Annotated in this window: 13 protein-coding genes; 12 read left to right on the top strand and 1 reads right to left on the bottom strand. The window is 36.0% G+C overall.

Annotated elements, in window-relative coordinates; all coding sequences use genetic code 11:
* Positions 1 to 2 precede the first annotated feature (2 nt).
* On the top strand, positions 3 to 1,355 hold the full coding sequence (locus AC4BBR_RS11065) for a DEAD/DEAH box helicase (protein ID WP_490459596.1): 1,353 nt from the start codon (positions 3 to 5) through the stop codon (positions 1,353 to 1,355).
* A gap of 24 nt (positions 1,356 to 1,379) precedes the next feature.
* Here AC4BBR_RS11065 and AC4BBR_RS11060 read toward each other — a convergent pair whose 3' ends face one another.
* Positions 1,380 to 1,820 carry a GNAT family N-acetyltransferase gene (locus AC4BBR_RS11060; protein WP_490459595.1) on the bottom strand — a complete coding sequence of 147 codons (441 nt, stop codon included), beginning with the start codon at positions 1,818 to 1,820 and terminating at the stop codon, positions 1,380 to 1,382.
* Positions 1,821 to 1,936: 116 nt separating this feature from the next.
* Here AC4BBR_RS11060 and AC4BBR_RS11055 point away from each other — a divergent pair, with 116 nt between their 5' ends.
* From AC4BBR_RS11055 to AC4BBR_RS11005, 11 genes are all read left to right on the top strand, one after another.
* On the top strand, positions 1,937 to 3,043 hold the full coding sequence (locus AC4BBR_RS11055) for a DUF7278 family profilin-like fold-containing protein (protein WP_490459594.1): 1,107 nt from the start codon (positions 1,937 to 1,939) through the stop codon (positions 3,041 to 3,043).
* Between the two features lie 330 nt (positions 3,044 to 3,373).
* Positions 3,374 to 6,013, top strand: a complete 2,640-nt coding sequence (gene alaS / locus AC4BBR_RS11050) for an alanine--tRNA ligase (protein ID WP_490459593.1) — start codon at positions 3,374 to 3,376, stop codon at positions 6,011 to 6,013.
* 269 nt (positions 6,014 to 6,282) lie between these two features.
* Positions 6,283 to 8,193, top strand: coding sequence for a 1,4-alpha-glucan branching protein GlgB (glgB, locus tag AC4BBR_RS11045; protein WP_490459592.1), 1,911 nt, complete (start codon positions 6,283 to 6,285; stop codon positions 8,191 to 8,193).
* Between the two features lie 85 nt (positions 8,194 to 8,278).
* Positions 8,279 to 9,421: a glucose-1-phosphate adenylyltransferase gene (locus AC4BBR_RS11040; RefSeq protein ID WP_490459591.1), complete on the top strand. Its 1,143-nt coding sequence runs from the start codon at positions 8,279 to 8,281 to the stop codon at positions 9,419 to 9,421.
* Complete coding sequence (glgD, locus tag AC4BBR_RS11035; RefSeq protein ID WP_490459590.1) at positions 9,411 to 10,562, top strand: glucose-1-phosphate adenylyltransferase subunit GlgD; 1,152 nt, start codon at positions 9,411 to 9,413, stop codon at positions 10,560 to 10,562. The genes AC4BBR_RS11040 and glgD overlap by 11 nt, the downstream gene beginning before the upstream one ends.
* A complete protein-coding gene (gene glgA / locus AC4BBR_RS11030; protein WP_490462111.1) occupies positions 10,562 to 12,001 on the top strand; it encodes a glycogen synthase GlgA in 1,440 nt (479 codons plus the stop codon). The genes glgD and glgA overlap by 1 nt, the downstream gene beginning before the upstream one ends.
* Before the next feature lie 380 nt (positions 12,002 to 12,381).
* Entirely contained in the window at positions 12,382 to 14,286 is a 1,905-nt protein-coding gene (locus tag AC4BBR_RS11025) for an endonuclease MutS2 (RefSeq protein WP_490459589.1), read from the top strand.
* 186 nt (positions 14,287 to 14,472) lie between these two features.
* Complete coding sequence (locus AC4BBR_RS11020) at positions 14,473 to 15,183, top strand: tRNA (adenine(22)-N(1))-methyltransferase (protein WP_490459588.1); 711 nt, start codon at positions 14,473 to 14,475, stop codon at positions 15,181 to 15,183.
* Positions 15,173 to 16,291 carry a Nif3-like dinuclear metal center hexameric protein gene (locus AC4BBR_RS11015; protein WP_490459587.1) on the top strand — a complete coding sequence of 373 codons (1,119 nt, stop codon included), beginning with the start codon at positions 15,173 to 15,175 and terminating at the stop codon, positions 16,289 to 16,291. The genes AC4BBR_RS11020 and AC4BBR_RS11015 overlap by 11 nt, the downstream gene beginning before the upstream one ends.
* A gap of 22 nt (positions 16,292 to 16,313) precedes the next feature.
* The gene (pepT, locus tag AC4BBR_RS11010) at positions 16,314 to 17,543 is read left to right on the top strand and encodes a peptidase T (protein WP_490459586.1); all 1,230 of its coding nucleotides are present in this window, start codon (positions 16,314 to 16,316) and stop codon (positions 17,541 to 17,543) included.
* 256 nt (positions 17,544 to 17,799) lie between these two features.
* Positions 17,800 to 18,702, top strand: a complete 903-nt coding sequence (locus AC4BBR_RS11005) for a diacylglycerol/lipid kinase family protein (RefSeq protein ID WP_490462110.1) — start codon at positions 17,800 to 17,802, stop codon at positions 18,700 to 18,702.
* The last annotated feature ends 61 nt before the right edge of the window (positions 18,703 to 18,763 follow it).

The raw sequence follows: 18,763 nt of genomic DNA, 5'->3' as shown, positions 1-18,763 counted from the left end.
AAATGAGTTCATTTAAACAATTCCAATTCAACGATTTTATCATGGAAGCATTAGCGGATAAAGGGTTTGAACAACCAACCGAAGTACAAGAAAAGTTGATTCCTGTCATTAAAAAGGGCAAAAGTGTCATCGGGCAATCTCAAACCGGTAGCGGCAAGACCCATACATTTTTATTACCATTGATGAATAAAGTAAATCCTCAATTGGATGAAGTACAGATTTTGATCACGGCACCTAGTCGTGAGTTAGCGAATCAAATTTATCAGGAAGCGATCCAAATCGCTAAATTCAGTCAGCCTGAAATTCGTGTAACGAATTTCGTTGGTGGTACGGACAAACAACGTCAAATCGCCAAGTTGAAACATCAGCAACCTCATGTGGTTATTGGAACACCTGGTCGGATTTTAGATTTGATGAACGAGCAGGCATTAAAAGCTCATACCGCTTTTGCTTTTGTAGTCGATGAAGCGGATATGACGTTAGACATGGGATTTTTAGAAGAAGTTGATCAAATTGCAGGACGTTTACCAGATAAATTACAAATGCTAGTGTTCTCTGCGACAATTCCAGAAAAATTAAAACCTTTCTTGAAGAAATACATGGAAAATCCAGTTATAGAACATATTCAACCGAAAAATATCATCTCGGAAACCATTGATAATTGGTTGATTTCTACAAAAGGAAAAGACAAAAATCGCTTGATTTACCAATTACTGACGATAGGTCATCCTTATCTAGTGATCATATTCGCAAACACGAAACAACGTGTGGATGAAATCACTGATTATTTAAAAGATCAGGGCTTAAAAGTAGCGAAAATCCATGGCGATATTTCTCCAAGAGAACGTAAACGTGTGATGCGCCAAGTGCAAGATCTTGAATTTCAATATGTAGTGGCAACTGATTTAGCAGCACGAGGAATCGATATTGAAGGGGTTTCTCATGTCATCAATGCGGAAGTGCCTAGTGATTTGGATTTCTTTATTCACCGTGTGGGTAGAACAGGAAGAAATGGTTTGGACGGAACAGCGATCACATTGTATTCGCCAGCAGATGAAGAAGCAATTTCTGAAGTTGAACAATTAGGAATTGAGTTTCATCCTAAGGAAATCAAAAATGGTGAAATGATTGATACTTACGATCGTAACCGCCGGACAAAACGTGAGAAGTCAAAAGATGCTTTGGAAGATCCAACATTAATTGGTTTGGTGAAAAAGAAAAAGAAAAAAATCAAACCAGGTTATAAGAAAAAAATCGAATGGGCGATTTCAGCTAGTAATAAGCAAAAACGTAAAGTTGAACGTCGTCAGCAAACACGGACAGCTAAGAAGTCTAAAAAGAATAGTTATAAATAAAATAAAGCAGCGAGATGAACCAATTCATCTTAGCTGCTTTATTTTTTTGATCATTTCCACGCAAACAATGCCGTCTTCTAAGTATTCATCAGAATTTACAGAGTAGTTTAATGACTTGTAAAAAGATACAGCGATTTTTTCAGCAGATAGAATACTGAATTTATAGCCGTCGTTTATCGCTTTATCTTCTAATGATTGAAGCAATGTTCGACCAATTCCTTTACCGCGGTACTCTTTTCTTACACAAAAACGATCTGGTTGAATCGTATTATCGTCTTTTTTCTGATAACGAATTGTTGCAATCGCTAGTGACTCTTCATAAACAACGAAATAATTACGTTCTTGTGTATCCAGTTCATCAAATTCATCCTGTAATGAAATGCCTTGTTCTAAAACAAAAACATCATAACGCAACGAAAAAGCCGCCGCTTGATGCCAACGTTCACAACCAAAGTGAGTGCGCATATAAGACCTCCGGATAATTTTCTTAATGAAAGGTTTATTCAATGGTATACTTAATCATAACAGATAGTTTTGACGTCATCTAGCTTTACTAATTTAGAATACAAGGAGGGTTTAAATTGGACCTATTTGAACAAATTGAGTGGGCAAATTGGAAAAACTTAAAAGATGCTGAGAAAGTAGCGCTTTTACAACAACTATTGATGTATTTCGTTCCGCCAACGATAGAAGTTAATTCAATTGAATTAGTGAATTTTGAATTGTATGGCATTAAATGTCGCACCTTTGAATTGGAATTAGACGGTGAATTATTTGTGTTTATTCCAGGCAATAAAGAAGCGATCCTTGGTTGGGATTTAGGCGCAGAAGGCTTAAGAGCACATGAACTATTGGGATTTGATGCAGAGCATTTAGCAAAGAATACATTTAAAACCACATTGACTAATGAAGCAATTGATTTTGCTGATGATTGGAATGAAGAAGAAACGAGCTATGATTTAACTTCTTTAGAAGGAATTTCAGATTACATAAATGAGCACACGACAGAGTTAAGAAAAGTTAAAATTCCAGCAATGCTTGTTCAAAAATATGCTTTACCGGCCGGAACAGAATTTTTAGGGATTTTTGATACGGTCACAGGAACATTTGAAGGAGAAATTGAGCAATTTTTCCCTCATGAAAAACAGATTTGCGAAAAATTATTTCCGCAGTTATCCGCTGCAGAAAGTCTTAGTTGGTCATTTCCAGAAACACTTTTGGAGAAAGGGAAATTTTATTTAGAATTTTTACCTGAGTCTGACTATTATTTTGTCTATAGCCATTTAGATTGCACCCATGATGAACTCAAATTATCACTTAAACGAGAGGGATTTAGTTTATTATCCGAAGATCAATGGGAATTTGCTGTAGGTGCTGGCACAAGACGGCTATTCCGCTGGGGCAATGAACTTTTGATTCAGGAGAATGAGTCTGGCCGCCAAATAAAAAGTAAAATGGATTGCGCCAATATGTTCGGGTTAGTGATTGATACGCAAAAAGATCGCTATGAATTGACAACTGATCCAACCACAATAAAATTAACGCAAAAAGGATCGCATCGAAGTAGCTTGATTGAAGAGATGCTACCGTTATCCACTTATTTTCGTTCCGATCATGTTATTTTACCTGAACAAAAATTAAACCCAACTGATTATTTATATCGAAAAGCGATTCTAATTGAAAACTAAACAGAAAACATTGACTTTCTTTGATTCTTTCCTTATAATTTGTAGGGAATCTAAAGGATATGATTCGTTTTTTAGTGTTTACAGAAAGTTCTTCATTGCTGAAAGAAGAATAACGCAAAAATGTAATTGCTCCCTTTAGCTAAAAGTTGGTAGAAATACCAACGCTACTCAGCGTTAACGAGTTTAAGAGGTAATGAATGTATGTCAAGCGACTTCATTGCAAACAAGGTGGTACCGCGATTTGTCGTCCTTGTGTTGCAGTGAATGCCGCTTTTTTTGTTGTACAAAATCGAAGTCCCACGACTTATTTTAGAAAGTAGGAATGAAACAATGAAACAATTATCAAGTAGTCAAGTTCGTCAAATGTATTTAGATTTTTTCAAATCAAAAGGCCATGCTGTGGAACCAAGTGCTTCTTTAGTTCCTGTCAATGATCCAACATTATTATGGATCAACTCAGGTGTTGCCACATTGAAAAAATATTTTGATGGTTCTGTTGTTCCAGAAAATCCAAGAATCACGAATGCGCAAAAATCGATCCGTACCAATGATATTGAAAATGTTGGAAAAACAGCACGCCATCATACAATGTTTGAAATGCTAGGAAACTTTTCAATCGGTGATTATTTTAAAAATGAAGCGATCCATTGGGCGTGGGAATTTTTAACGTCTCCTGAATGGATGGCGTTTGATCCTGAAAAATTATATGTAACAGTTTACCCAAAAGATACGGAAGCAAAACGTATTTGGCATGAAGAAGTTGGTTTATCAATGGATCATATTATTGATATTGAAGACAACTTCTGGGATATTGGTGCGGGTCCTTGTGGTCCGGATTCAGAAATTTTCTATGATCGTGGTGAGTCGTTTAATGATGTCGCAGAAGATGATCCAGAGAATTATCCTGGTGGCGAAAATGAACGTTATTTAGAAATTTGGAACTTAGTATTTTCTGAGTTTAACCACCAAGCCGACGATACCTATGAGCCGTTACCACATAAAAATATTGATACAGGCATGGGGTTAGAGCGTATGGTTTCCATCGTTCAAAATGCGCCAACTAACTTTGAAACTGATTTATTTATGCCGATCATTCATGCGGTAGAAAAATTAAGTGGACAAGTAACATATGGTCAATCACCGCAAACGGATATTTCATTTAAAGTCATTGCAGATCACATCCGTGCGTTATCTTTTGCAATTGGTGATGGTGCTTTACCTTCAAATGAAGGCCGTGGGTACGTGTTACGTCGTTTATTGCGTCGTGCTGTTATGCATGGGAAAAAATTAGGAATCAACGAAGCTTTCTTATACAAACTAGTTCCAGTAGTTGGAGACGTGATGGTTAGCTATTATCCAGAAGTGATGCAACAAAAAGAATTTATCGAAAAAGTAGTACGTACAGAAGAAGAACGTTTCCACGAAACAATCAATGAAGGCCTAGACATTTTAAATGAATTGATTACGAAAGTGAAATCAGCAAACGAAGCGACATTGAACGGGAAAGAGATATTTAAATTATATGATACGTATGGTTTCCCTGTTGAATTAACGGAAGAAGTGGCAGAAGATTCAGGCTTAAAAGTTGATCATGCTGGATTTGAAAAAGAAATGGACGCGCAAAGAGATCGTGCTCGTTCTGCCAGAAGTAAGACAACATCAATGGGTGTTCAATCAGCTGTTTTGACGGATATTAAAGTTGAAAGTAAATTTGTCGGTTATAGCAATTTAGAAGCTACAAGCAAGCTTTTGATTATTTTAAAAGACGAAGAAATTCTTAGTGAACTTTCAGAAGGTACAGCACAATTGATTTTTGCTGAAACACCTTTTTATGCTGAAATGGGTGGTCAAGTGGCCGATCACGGAACGATCCAAGATCAAAACGGCGCAATCGTGGCTCATGTAGAAAATGTCTTAAAAGCACCAAATGGGCAATTTTTACACACAGTTCAAGTGACTGGGAAACTAGTTGAAGGTGCAACATACGAACTACATGTTGATGAACAAATGCGTAATCGCATCTTGAAAAATCATACAGCGACTCATTTATTACACCGTGCATTGAAAGATATTTTAGGCGATCATGCGAATCAAGCAGGTTCATTGGTTGCTCCAGGACACTTACGTTTTGACTTTACTCATTTTGGTCAAGTCACACAAGAAGAGTTAGTTCAAATGGAAGCAATCGTTAATGAAAAAATCTGGGAAGCCATTCCAGTTGAAACAGTCGAAACAGATATCGATACTGCAAAAAATATGGGTGCTATGGCTTTATTTGGCGAAAAATATGGAAAAGAAGTTCGTGTTGTCAATATCGGCGGCTATTCGATTGAACTTTGTGGTGGGACTCATGTAACAAACACAGAAGATATCGGTATTTTCAAAATCGTTTCGGAATCAGGAATCGGTGCTGGCGTTCGCCGGATTGAAGCTGTTACAAGTAAAGAAGCGTATGAGTTAATGAACGAAGAAGAAAAACAATTAAAAGCAATTGCAGGAATTGTTAAATCACCTCAACTGAAAGAAGTTGTGTCAAAAACAGAACAATTACAACAACAATTACGTGATTTACAAAAAGAAAATGAACAACTTGCTGGAAAATTAGCAAACCAACAAGCAGGAGATATTTTCAAAGATATCAAAGAAATCAATGGCACAACATACATTGCCGCACAAGTAAACGTAAAAGATATGAATCAGTTACGTCAGTTAGCGGATCAATGGAAACAAAAAGAATTGTCAGATGTCTTAGTCTTAGCAACAGCCCAAGAGGACAAAGTTAGCTTGTTAGCAGCAATGTCTAAAGGAGCAAATGAAAAGGGACTAAAAGCTGGTGACTTAATCAAAACGATCGCACCAAAAGTAGGCGGTGGCGGTGGTGGCCGTCCAGATATGGCGCAAGCTGGCGGTAAAAATCCAGCAGGAATTAATGATGCGTTGAATGAAGTAGGAAACTGGTTAACAAAATAATATTCAAAGCAGACAAAACCGAATGTAATGGTTTTGTCTGCTTTTTTATTTTTTAAATTCAGAGGCTATTTCTTTCATTTTTTTCATTTTGTTGTTAGATTTAAAAGAGATTAGCTCATATTTATTTAATAATAAAACATTAAAAAGTTGAAAAATGTATAAAATCCATCGATATTAGAGAGAATTTTGCTTTATGTTATCGGATGTTTCAATCGACTATTTAGAAAAAATGTGCAAATAGTGAGTTTTAAGAGAGTGAGGCTAGAAAAATGTCTAATGAAAAAAGCCAGCTGGAATTATTTCAAACAGGTGAGAATTTCTATAGTCAATGTTATTTTGGTTCTCACCAAGCAGTTCATGGGAATCAAGAAGGATTTATTTTTCGAGTATGGGCGCCAAATGCGCTGCTGGTGTGGTTAGTTGGTGATTTCAATAACTGGGATCGCTCTATACCTATGAAAAAAGAGGATAAATCTGATGTTTGGGAAATATTTACGCCAAGACCAAAGCAAGGTGATTTTTATAAATATTTGGTGAAGCAAGCAGATGGCAGAGAAATTTGCAAAATCGATCCTTTCTCAACTTTTTTCGAAAAACGTCCTAATACTGCTTCGATAGTCTATACCATACCTGAGAAAAATTGGCGTGATAAACAATGGCTACGATTGAAGCAGCAGGATCATTTCCAAAAGCCACTAAATATTTACGAAGTTCATGCTAGTTCTTGGAAATGGGAAGAGGCTGGAACACCTTATACATTCGAAAAGTTAAAAAATACATTGATTCCTTATGTTAAAGATATGGGGTTTTCTCATATTGAGTTTATGCCGTTGATGGAGCATCCTTTAGGCGAATCTTGGGGGTATCAGCTCACTGGCTATTTTGCGTTAAGTTCATATTATGGAACGCCAGTTGAGTTTCAAGACTTTGTGGAAGCCTGTCATTTAAATGATATCGGTGTTTTGGCTGATTGGGTGCCAGGTCATTTTTGTATTAATGACGATGCATTGGCTTATTATGATGGGACACCGCAGTTTGAGTACGATGATCCAGTTCGAGCGAAGAATACACGTTGGGGATCACTTAATTTTGATTTAGGAAAACCTCAAGTACAGAGCTTTTTGATTTCCAGTGCCTTATATTGGATAGAAGTATTTCATATTGATGGCATACGCGTTGATGCAGTTTCAAGTATGCTTTATCTTGATTATGATGAAGGCTCTTCACTACTGGATCAAGAAGGAAGTAATCGTAATTGGGAAGGTTTTTACTTTTTGAAGAAATTAAATGCTGTTGTAAAACAGACATATCCAAACGCAATTATGATTGCCGAAGAGAGTTCCTCAAAGACTAAAATAACTGGAACGGTTGAAAGTGGTGCATTAGGTTTTGACTATAAATGGAATTTAGGCTGGATGAATGATACGCTGCAATTTTATGAAATGGATGCTGTGTTTCGGAAATGTAATTTTCGTCTAATTACGTTTTCGTTTATGTATATGTTAAATGAAAATTATATTTTACCCCTCTCTCATGATGAGGTAGTTCATGGAAAGAAAAGCTTGATGCATAAAATGTGGGGTGATCGATATAAGCAATTCGCTCAACTTCGCAATCTATATGTCTATTTGATGACTCATCCTGGGAAAAAGCTTTTGTTTATGGGAAGTGAGTGGGGACAATTTTTAGAGTGGAAGTCAAATGCAAGTTTGGAATGGCTGGACCTTGATGATGAGATGAACTACAATATGCAGCGTTTTACTAAGAAACTTAATAGCTTATATAACAACGAAAAAGCGTTGTGGGAATTGGATCATGACTCTAAAACGATTGAAATTATCGATGCTGATAATGACGAGGAAGCGGTTTTGAGTTTTATTCGTAAAGGAAAGACTAAAAAAGATTTTTTGATTATTATCTTGAATTTCTTACCAGTAGAAAGGCAAAAATTTACGATTGGTGTGCCATTTCCAGGAACATATGAGGAAGTGCTAAATACTGAGAGGAAAGAATATGGTGGAACTTGGATTGAATCAAATCAAGTAAGCCGAACAAAAGAAAAAGCGTTTAAGCAATTTGACTATCAAATTCAGACGGTAGTTCCTTCTCTAGGAGCAATTATTTTAAAACCAAAAGAAATAAATACGCGAATAAAAAACGAAAAAAACAATGATCAATGAAAGGTAACTAGTAGAGTTCAGAGTTTATGGGAAGTAAGTAGATGCATTTTTGAAAGGGGGCAGGGTGAAAGTTCACCCGTAGTATATGAAAACAGAAATGCTTGCAATGATTTTAGCTGGAGGACAGGGAACACGTTTAGGGAAATTAACAAAGAATCTCGCAAAACCTGCAGTACCTTTTGGCGGAAGATATCGAATTATTGATTTTACGTTAAGTAATTGTATCAACTCAGGGATTAAAAAAGTTGGGGTTGTGACACAATATCAACCACTGGAATTAAATAGTCACGTTGGAAATGGTGAAAGCTGGGGATTAGATGGAATTGATTCTGGTGTAACAATTTTACAGCCATATTCTAGCTCGGATGGGGAAATATGGTTTGAAGGAACTGCTCATGCAATTTATCAAAACATTTCTTATATCGATCAGATGGATCCGCAGTATGTTTTGATTTTATCTGGTGACCATATTTATAAAATGAATTACGAAGCGATGTTGGAAGAACATATTGCTAATAATGCTTCATTGACCGTGGCGGTTATTGAAGTCCCGATTAAAGAAGCTTCACGTTTTGGTATTATGAACACAGATGAGAATGATCGAATTATCGAGTTTGATGAAAAACCAGCAGAACCAAAGAGTAACTTGGCTTCGATGGGGATCTATATATTTAATTGGGGTCGCTTGCGAAATGTTTTGTTAAGTAATTATTCAAAAGATGGTCAAATGCTCGATTTCGGAAAACATGTGATCCCTTCTTATTTAGATGCTGGCGAAAATGTATATGCCTATCGTTTTAATGGTTATTGGAAAGACGTTGGAACGATCGAATCTTTATGGGAAGCTAGTATTGAGTTTATAAACTTGGAAAATGAGTTGACTATGCGGAACAAAAGTTGGCGCATGTATTCAAAAAATAATATTTCACCGCCACATTTTATTACTGAAACAGCTTCTGTTAGTCATTCATTGGTCGTGGATGGCTGTTATGTAGCAGGAACAGTCAAAGATAGTATACTTTCAACCAATGTTCAAGTGAAGGCCGGATCAACGATAGAAAGTAGCGTGATCATGCCAGGAGCTACGATCGGTAAAAATGTTAGGATCAAAAATGCGATTATTGGCGAGAATGCGATCATTGGTGATAATACGGTAGTTTATAAAGAAAATGATATTGAAGTGATCGGATATTCAGAAGTGATAGGAGTGCTAAACGATGATGACTAAAAAAATGTGTGCTATTTTAGGAAATGTATCGAAATTTAAAGGATTATTACCGTTAACTGAAGAGCGACCACTAGATACCTTACCTTTTGATTGTAAATATCGTTTGATTGATTTTCCTCTTTCAAGCATTGCTAATGCCAATGTTAATTCAATTTTCATGGTATTTAACGAAGGAGAAACTCGTTCTGTGTTTGATCATATTGGTGGTGGTAAAGAATGGAATTTGGATTCCTTGAAAAATAGTTATTTTGTTTATTTCTATCAGGACTTTTTGAAGAAAAAAGCTCAGGGGTTACCCTATTATGCTGCAATCATCGATTATCTTGAAAAGTCTGAATCTGAATATACTGTTTTTATGGGAAGTAATATGCTTTGTGCTATAGATATACGTGCTGTTTTGAAAACTCATTTAGAACATAACAACAAAATGACTGTAGTGTATAAAAAAATGGACCCCGAAAAAATCTCCGCAGATAATCGACTCATTCAAGTTGATCAAGAAGGAAATGTATTAAACATCCAAGTGTTCGATGAATGTTTAAAAAAAGAAAATCAATTGAACCTTTCTATGGATATTTTTATTCTTCAAACAAAATGGCTGATTGAAGAATTAACTATTGGGCAAAAAAACAACAGTCCGACAAGCCTTCTTGACTTTATCGTCGAAAGAATTGTTGACACACAAACAACAGCCCATGAATATACAGGTTATTTAAGTAGTATCAACGATGTTTCTTCATACTATCAAGCGAATATGGACATGTTAGACATAAAAAAATTCAACGCATTAATGTACACAGAACAAAAAATTTATACTAAACGTAGAAACGAAGTACCAACCTATTATTCAGAGAATTCCAGTGTGAAGAATAGTCAGTGTGCAACTGGTTGTATCATTGAAGGTAGTTTGGAGAATAGTTTAATTTCAAGAAGGACAATGATTAAAAAAGGTGCTCAAGTTAAGCGAGCGATTATTATGTCAAACGCTCAAATTGAAGAAAATGCAATCATTGAATATGCTATATTGGATAAAAATGTTACAGTCAGGGCTGGTGTAACAATTTCTGGAACCGCACAAAATCCTGTCGTGATTCATAAGAATCAAGTAGTTGAAGCAGATGTTATTGGGGGAAATGAATGATGAACGTATTATTTGCGGCGGCGGAATGCGCCCCTTTTTTCAAAACAGGTGGCTTGGGTGATGTAGCGGGCGCATTACCTAAAGAATTGGTTAAAAAAGGCGCTAAAATTTCCGTTGTTCTTCCTTATTTCAGCCAAATATCTGAAACGTTTAAAACACAATTCGAAGACCTTACGAACTTTTATGTGGTTGTTGGCTGGCGTCATCAATATTGCGGTATTAAGAGATTCATTATGAATGATGTAACGTATTATTTTATTGAGAATTCACATTATTTTAATCGAGAAAATCTGTATGCTTACGAAGATGATGACGAGCGTTTTGCATTTTTTTCGTTAGCAATCATAGAAATGCTTGAGAAGATTGATTATATTCCTGATATTATCCATGTAAATGATTTTCACACAGCGATGATTCCATTTTTGTTAAAAGAAAAATACCAATTGAATGAAGTATACCAATCAATTAAAACAGTCTTAACGATTCATAATATTGAGTTTCAAGGTGCCTATAGTAAGAAAGTACTATCAGACTTATTTGGAATAAAATTAGATCGTTATAATGAGGGAACGGATTATTTTGGCGAAGGGGTTAATTATTTGAAAACGGGAATTTTGTATGCTGATTGGGTAAATACTGTGAGTCCATCATACGCAGAAGAAATTAAAACACCTGAATTTGGGTTTGGTCTAGATGGCATTTTGCGGTTAGAAGAAGAAAAATTGAGTGGTATTTTAAATGGAATCGATTATGAAATGAATGATCCAGAGACAGATAAATTAATCCTAGCAAATTATTCGGTACATGATCTGTCAGGAAAAAAGAAAAATAAAGAAGCGTTACAAATAAAAATGGAGTTACCGATTCGGGCGGATATACCGCTGATCGGTATTGTCAGTCGCTTAACATTTCAAAAAGGATTTCATCTAATTTTAGATGATTTAGCGAAACTTTTGGCAAAAGATGTTCAACTGGTACTACTTGGAACAGGTGATCCTGGAATTGAGGATTCGCTTAATTATTTTTCTGAGCATTATCCAACTAAATTTAAAGCGAATATTACGTTTGATGTTGGCTTAGCTCAATTGATTTATGCGGGCTCTGATTTATTTATGATGCCATCTGCAACTGAACCTTGTGGATTGTCGCAAATGATTGCAATGCGATATGGTACTTTGCCGATTGTCCACGAAATTGGCGGCTTGAAAGATAGCGTGGATCCTTTTAATCCAATGACAAAAGAAGGAACGGGTTTTGGGTTCTCTGATTTTAGTTCGTATTACTTATTATATAGCACAAATCTGGCAATCGATCTGTATTTGAATGATCAGAAAACATGGATACAATTGATGAAAACAGCAATGACAAAGGATTTCAGCTGGGAAAAATCAAGCCGATTATACTTGGAGCTATATCAAAAGATGGTTCGGTCCTCCTAAGTCTCAGGTGAAAAAAGACACTTCTAAATTATAGTTGACGTTGTAACCAAAGCAGGTTATACTTTTAGCGAGAAATGAATAGCCAAAGAAAACCATAGAGGTGTTTTTGTGAGTGTAAGTATCTAACTAAAGGAAATGAATAGCTGAAGAATAAACGACCATTTTTAGATGGCTTCTTTAGAATACCTATGTTGATACCTATCTTAACTCATAAAAAAAATACCTGATAGACTGCAGTATATCTATCTTTATTTATTGATTAGTGAGGGATGAAGGACACTTCGTCCCTTTTTTGTTTTCGCAACCTATACGCAGCTAGAAGGAATTTCTTTGGCCTATTCAAAAGAAGATAGGTATCTCTTAAAGAGAAGGAGATCCGAATGAATCAAGAAACATATAATAAAACCCAAGTTAATATAATCAAAGAAAAACTAATGACCTATGCCATCAGTTACTACGGAAAAGAGCGAATCAAAGCATTACAGCCAAGTAGTCGCTTGGACGTTGTCAAAAAACGTCTACAAGAAACAGCAGAAGCAAAAGCCTTACTCTTAGCAAATCTACATGTTCCATTTATGGGGTTAAACAACATTGAACATTTAACAAATCAAGTTAAAAAAGGCTTTATTTTAGAGCCAAATGAATTAGTCAACTATGCGGATTTTCTTAGAAGTAGTCGTTTGATCCAATCCTTTATGCAAAAAAATCAATATATCGCACCACTTTTAGCCAGATACAGCGAATCATTACAGCTCTTTTCTGGTATTGAGGATGCAATCTATCAAGTCATTCGAAATAATCAAGTGGATAATGATGCTAGCCGTGAACTTCGTAAAATCCGTCGAGCTATCCAAGAGTGCGAAAAAGAAAGTGAACTAAAACTAAACTCATTTCTTAGAAACGCACAAAATAAACCGAAAATTCAAGAGGCAATCGTCGTTAAGAAAAACGACCGTTACACAGTACCGATCAAAGCAACATATAAAAACCAGATATCGGGAACCGTTGTAGATGTTTCATCAAAAGGGACGACTGTCTTTATGGAACCGACAACAGTAGCAAAACTGAATGATAAATTATATCAGTTGAAAATAGAAGAAGCGACGGAAGTCTATCAAATTTTATCTTCACTAACGGGGTTGATTGCAGAGCAAATGACCTCGATTCAATCAAATTTAGAAGTAGTTGCACAATATGACATGATCTTTGCTAAAGCGAAATATAGTAGAGAAATCAACGGGATCGAACCTGCAATCAATCAAGAAGGAATCATCGAATTTGTCAATGTGAAACACACGTTGCTAGCCGATAAGGCAGTTCCTTTAAATCTGTCACTAGGTAAAGAGTACCGCGGGTTAACGATTACGGGACCGAATGCGGGAGGAAAAACGGTTGTGCTAAAAACAGTTGGACTGATCGCCTTGCAGACGATGATCGGTGTACAAATTAGGGCAGAGACAGGTACAAACATTGCCATTTTTGATCAGATTTTCGTTGATATTGGGGATCAGCAAAGTATCGAGAATGCGTTAAGTACTTTTTCAGGACACATGCATAACATTTCTGAAATGCTTGCTAAAACGAAACAAAACAGCTTGATTTTACTGGATGAAATTGGCAGTGGAACAGAACCGAATGAAGGCGCAGCATTAGCAATTGCAATCATGGAAGCTTTTTATAAAAAGGGCAGTATCATTATGACCACGACCCACTATGGAGAAATCAAACGTTTTTCCGAGCAGCATGAAGATTTTCTAACCGCTGCGATGGCGTTTGATTCAGAAAACCTAATGCCTAAATACCAATTGGTTTTAGGAGAAACGGGTGAAAGCAATGCTTTTTGGATAGCTAACAAGATGAATTTAGATAAACAAGTTGTGACACTTGCCCAAAATTATTTACATGATCGCAACTATTCAACGAAAAAAGAAAAGTCACTTCGAAAAGTCAAAAAACAAAAAGAGCAGCCGATATTTCCACCTTATGAAAAAGGAGATAGAGTCTTATGGACAGAGAAAAAGAAAATGGGTTTAATATATGAGCAGATAGAAATGACAGATGACGTGGTGATTTATGTTGAAAATGAAAAACTAACGGTTCCGAAACGTCAATTAAAATTAGAGCGTAGCGCAAAAGAATTATATCCGCCCAACTATGATTTAGACTCTTTATTTGAAAAGTATCATGACCGCAAGAAAAATCGAGATCTTGAAAGAGGTTCTAAAAAAGCCTATAAGAAATTAAAAAAAGAAATGCAGGAAAGACAAGCTAAAATTGAGGATTAAAAAGTATTATATATAATCGAATTTAAGAAAAATATGGAACAATTGTTAGAAAAAATCTGAGAATTGTTCCACAGTTTAAGAACTTACTCATTTCGTTTGCTGAAAAATAATTGCAAATAAATAATTTCTTTGAAAGTTTTCAACCCGATTTTTCAATGGTATAATAACCACGGAGGAATATGACGAATGAATGAAAATCAATTATCGAAACGTTTAGCACGCGTGGGAGAATTAGTCCCAGAAAAAAGCCGTTTAGCAGATATCGGATCTGACCATGCCTATTTACCTGTAGCATTAGTTTTACAAAAAAAACTTGATTTTGCGGTAGCAGGTGAAGTTGTACCAGGTCCTTTTGAAGCGGCCAAAAAACAAGTGAAAAAAAATGGTCTGACTGATCAAATCACAGTTCGTTTAGCGAATGGCTTAGATGCTGTAGAAGAAACAGATAAGATTACCGCTGTCACGATTTGTGGCATGGGCGGCGTTTTGATTCGGGATATTTTAGATGCTGGTTGGAATAATCAACGTCTTCAAGGAAACGAACGCCTAGTGTTGCAACCAAACATTGGTGAAAAACCGTTACGCGATTGGTTGACAATCCATGGATATACGATCATCGAAGAAGATATTTTAGAAGAAAATAATAAAATCTATGAAATCATTGTTGCATCTAGACAAGAAGTAAGAGTCGCGTATTCAGAAAAAGAACGTCTTTTCGGGCCGATTTTACTAAAAAAAAGACCACCTATTTTTCAAAAAAAATGGCAAGGCGAACTAACACAACGTGAAACAATTTTGGCTCAACTAGCCAAAGCTTCTGGTGATCAGCAAACTAGAATCCAACAAATAGAAAAAGAAATCACTGAGATCAAGGAGGTTTTATCAAATGAGTCTTGATGGAAACGTATTTATTGAACGATTTGAAACGTATTGTCCCCAGTGGCTAGCTGAAACAGATGATCCTGTTGGGCTACACATCGGTACATTAAATAAAAAGCTAAATCGAGTTTTAGTAACATTGGATGTCCGTCCAGAAGTCGTTGCTGAAGCGATTGAAAAACACGTTGACTTGATTATTGCCAAACATCCACCGATTTTTAGACCCGTGAAGCGTTTAGACACAGACGATTTACAAACAAAAATGTATGCTGATTTATTAAAACATGACATTGCTGTTTTTGCAGCTCATACCAATATGGATAGTATTGACAATGGGTTAAATGATTGGTTTTGCGAATTGCTAGGGATTCAAGATACGACCTATCTAACGAAAACACATACGATTGCTTATAAAAAATTAGCCGTCTTTGTCCCTGTAAATGATGCAGCAAACATGCGTAAAGTACTTGGACAAGCAGGCGCAGGTCAACAAGGTGATTATTCAAATACAAGTTATTCATTGATCGGAACAGGCAGATTCACGCCAAATACTGGTGCTAATCCAACGATTGGGACAATTGGCAAAGAAGAAGCTGTTCAAGAAGCAAAAATCGAAGTGATTTTTCCTGAAACAATCGAAACACAAGTCATCAAAGCAATGCTCAAGGCACATCCCTATGAAGAACCAGCTTATGATCTGTATCCAATAGAAAATATCACTAAAGAATATGGTTTGGGGCGAGTTGGACAGTTAAAAACAGCAGTTCCTTTAAAAGAGTTTGTATCTACCATCAAAGAAACATTTGATTTAGAAGGGGTACGAATCGTAGCAAAAGATGAAAATAAACTGATTCAGCGTGTGGCAATATGCGGGGGCAGTGGCGAAAAATTTTTCCGTGATGCGATTAAAAAACAAGCAGATGTTTATATCACAGGAGACGTCTATTATCACACAGGACATGATATGTTGACAGAAGGCTTACCAGTGATTGATCCAGGGCATTATATCGAACAATTATGCAAACCTAAGTTGGTTGAGCTATTCAATCAGTGGAAAAAAGATTATAATTGGGACATAGAATTTATCGAATCAGAGGTAAATACGAATCCGTTTAAATTTAGATAAAGTAGAAAGAAGGAACATAACAATGTATGAAAATTTATTGCCGCGTTTTTTACGCTATGTAAAAACAGAAACACGCTCTAATCCAAAAAGTGAAACAACCCCTTCAACCCAAACGCAAGTTGCTTTTGCGCAAACGTTGAAAAAAGAGTTGGAAGAAATCGGTATGAGCGATGTTGTATATAACCAAACAAATGGTTTTGTGATAGCGACTTTGCCAAGTAATATAGACAAAGAAGTTCGCTCAATCGGATTTATCGCTCATATGGATACAGCTGATTTTAATGCTGTTAATGTCAATCCGCAAATCATTGAAAATTACGACGGTAAATCAACAATCAAACTAGATAAAGAAGGGAAATTCACCTTAAACACAACAGATTTTCCGAATCTAAAAAACTATGCAAACCAAACCTTGATCACAACAGATGGCACAACTCTTTTAGGTGCAGATGATAAGTCTGGGATCGCTGAAATTATGACAGCTATGGAAATTTTGATTAACAATCCATCAATTAAACATGGAACAATCCGAGTAGCTTTTGGTCCTGATGAAGAAATCGGAGTTGGTGCAGATAAATTTGACGTAGAACAATTTGACGTTGACTTTGCTTATACAATGGATGGCGGTCCAGTTGGTGAATTGCAGTATGAGACATTTAACGCAGCGCAAGCAGAAGTAACGATCCAAGGGAAAAATGTCCATCCTGGAACAGCGAAAGATACGATGATCAATGCAATACAATTGGCGATCGATTTTCAGAACCAATTGCCACAAAATGAAGTGCCAGAAAAAACAGATGGCTATGAAGGGTTTTTCCATTTAGCTCAAATGAACGGTACTCCAGAAGAAGCGCAAATGACGTACATTATTCGCGACCATGATCGTGAAAAATTTGAAGCGCGTAAAGCATTGATTCTTAAAATTCAAGAAATCATCAACCAACCATTTGACCAAGAACGTGTTCAAATCGATGTATTTGATCAATATTACAACATGGGTGAAGTGATTGAAAAAGATATGAGCATTATTGAACTAGCGAAAAATGCGATGATCGAACTTGATATCGAACCTTTGATCGAACCTGTACGTGGTGGAACAGATGGTTCAAAAATTTCTTATCTAGGTATTCCAACACCTAATATTTTTGCTGGTGGGGAAAATATGCATGGGCGTTTTGAGTTTGTATCCTTACAATCAATGGAAAAAGCAACGGATGTTATTGTGAAAATTGCGGAATTGAATGCTAAGTAAATTTAGTGACTATTGATGATAATGGTAAAATTTTAAAAGAAAGAGTAACGTTGGGTGTGGGACAAAAGTAAAAATCACTTTTGTTTCACACCTTAAATGCGAATGAACGGCGGAATCAAAAAATAAATCATTCGAGAAAAACTGAAATTTATAAAGAAATGAAGAGTAATTTTCATGAATTTTTTTGTTTCTCAAAGTTAAAGACCTCTATAGGCGAGACTACTTCACTTTTAAATTGGAAGGAAACGTGATGACCATGGAAAAGGTAATGATTCTTTTTAATAAAACATCTGGTAAAGATAAAGGCAAAGACTTAGCGGAGAAATTTGTAGAGTACGCAAAAGATCATGGGCAAACAAATACGTATTTTCTATTAGAGCAAGTGGGGCCAGATTGTGATAGTAAAATAACCGTTGAAAAAGCGAAGGCTGAAATGATTGATACGCTAATTTTCATTGGTGGTGATGGTACGATCAACCATAATGTAGCCGATTTTAAAAAAGAGTTACCCCATCTGAATGTTGGTTTACTACCAGGTGGAACAGTCAACAATATGGCTAGGGTTTTAGGGATCCCTGTGAAATTTGAAGAGGCGGCTGATATTATTTTAGGCGGTGTTACCAGAAAAATCGATTATGGCACGGTTAATCAAAAAGTAATCATCAGTACAATGACAATTGGTATTTTAGCAGATACAGCTGCTCGAATCAGTCAAGAAGATAAACAGAAATATGGAAAACGTATTTTTGTAAAGAACTTTTTTAAATTGCTCGCTAAGAAAAAACGTTATCGTTTAGAAATTGAAACTGAAAAAGAGCACTGGCTGGGGAAGACTCAATTGGTTACAGTAACAATGACGAATTCAGTCGGTGGCTACACGAATTTTGATGATTCCGCTTCGCCAGATGACGGGCTGTTTCATTTAACTATTTTACCAAAATTAAATTTTTTCAAATTAGCTTTTTATTTACCGAAAATTATTGCTGGAAAAATTTATGACCTTCCTGATATCAAGTATATGACGGCAGCAGAAATAAATATCAAAAGCTTGAGTGAAAAAAAAATCGGTACACGTGTGGATGGAGATCCAAGTGAAGATTTACCTATTAAAATGAAAGTCGTTAAACATGGATTGACCGTTTTTGTACCAGAGTCGTAAGATTAATTGTTATATAATTGTCGAATTAACTTTACATGCTTTGGTCATTCAAGGTATTCTA

Source organism: Enterococcus sp. AMC1251, from assembly GCF_058216535.1.
Note: the sequence above shows the minus strand (reverse complement) of the source record. Positions and strands in the feature narration are given on the sequence as shown.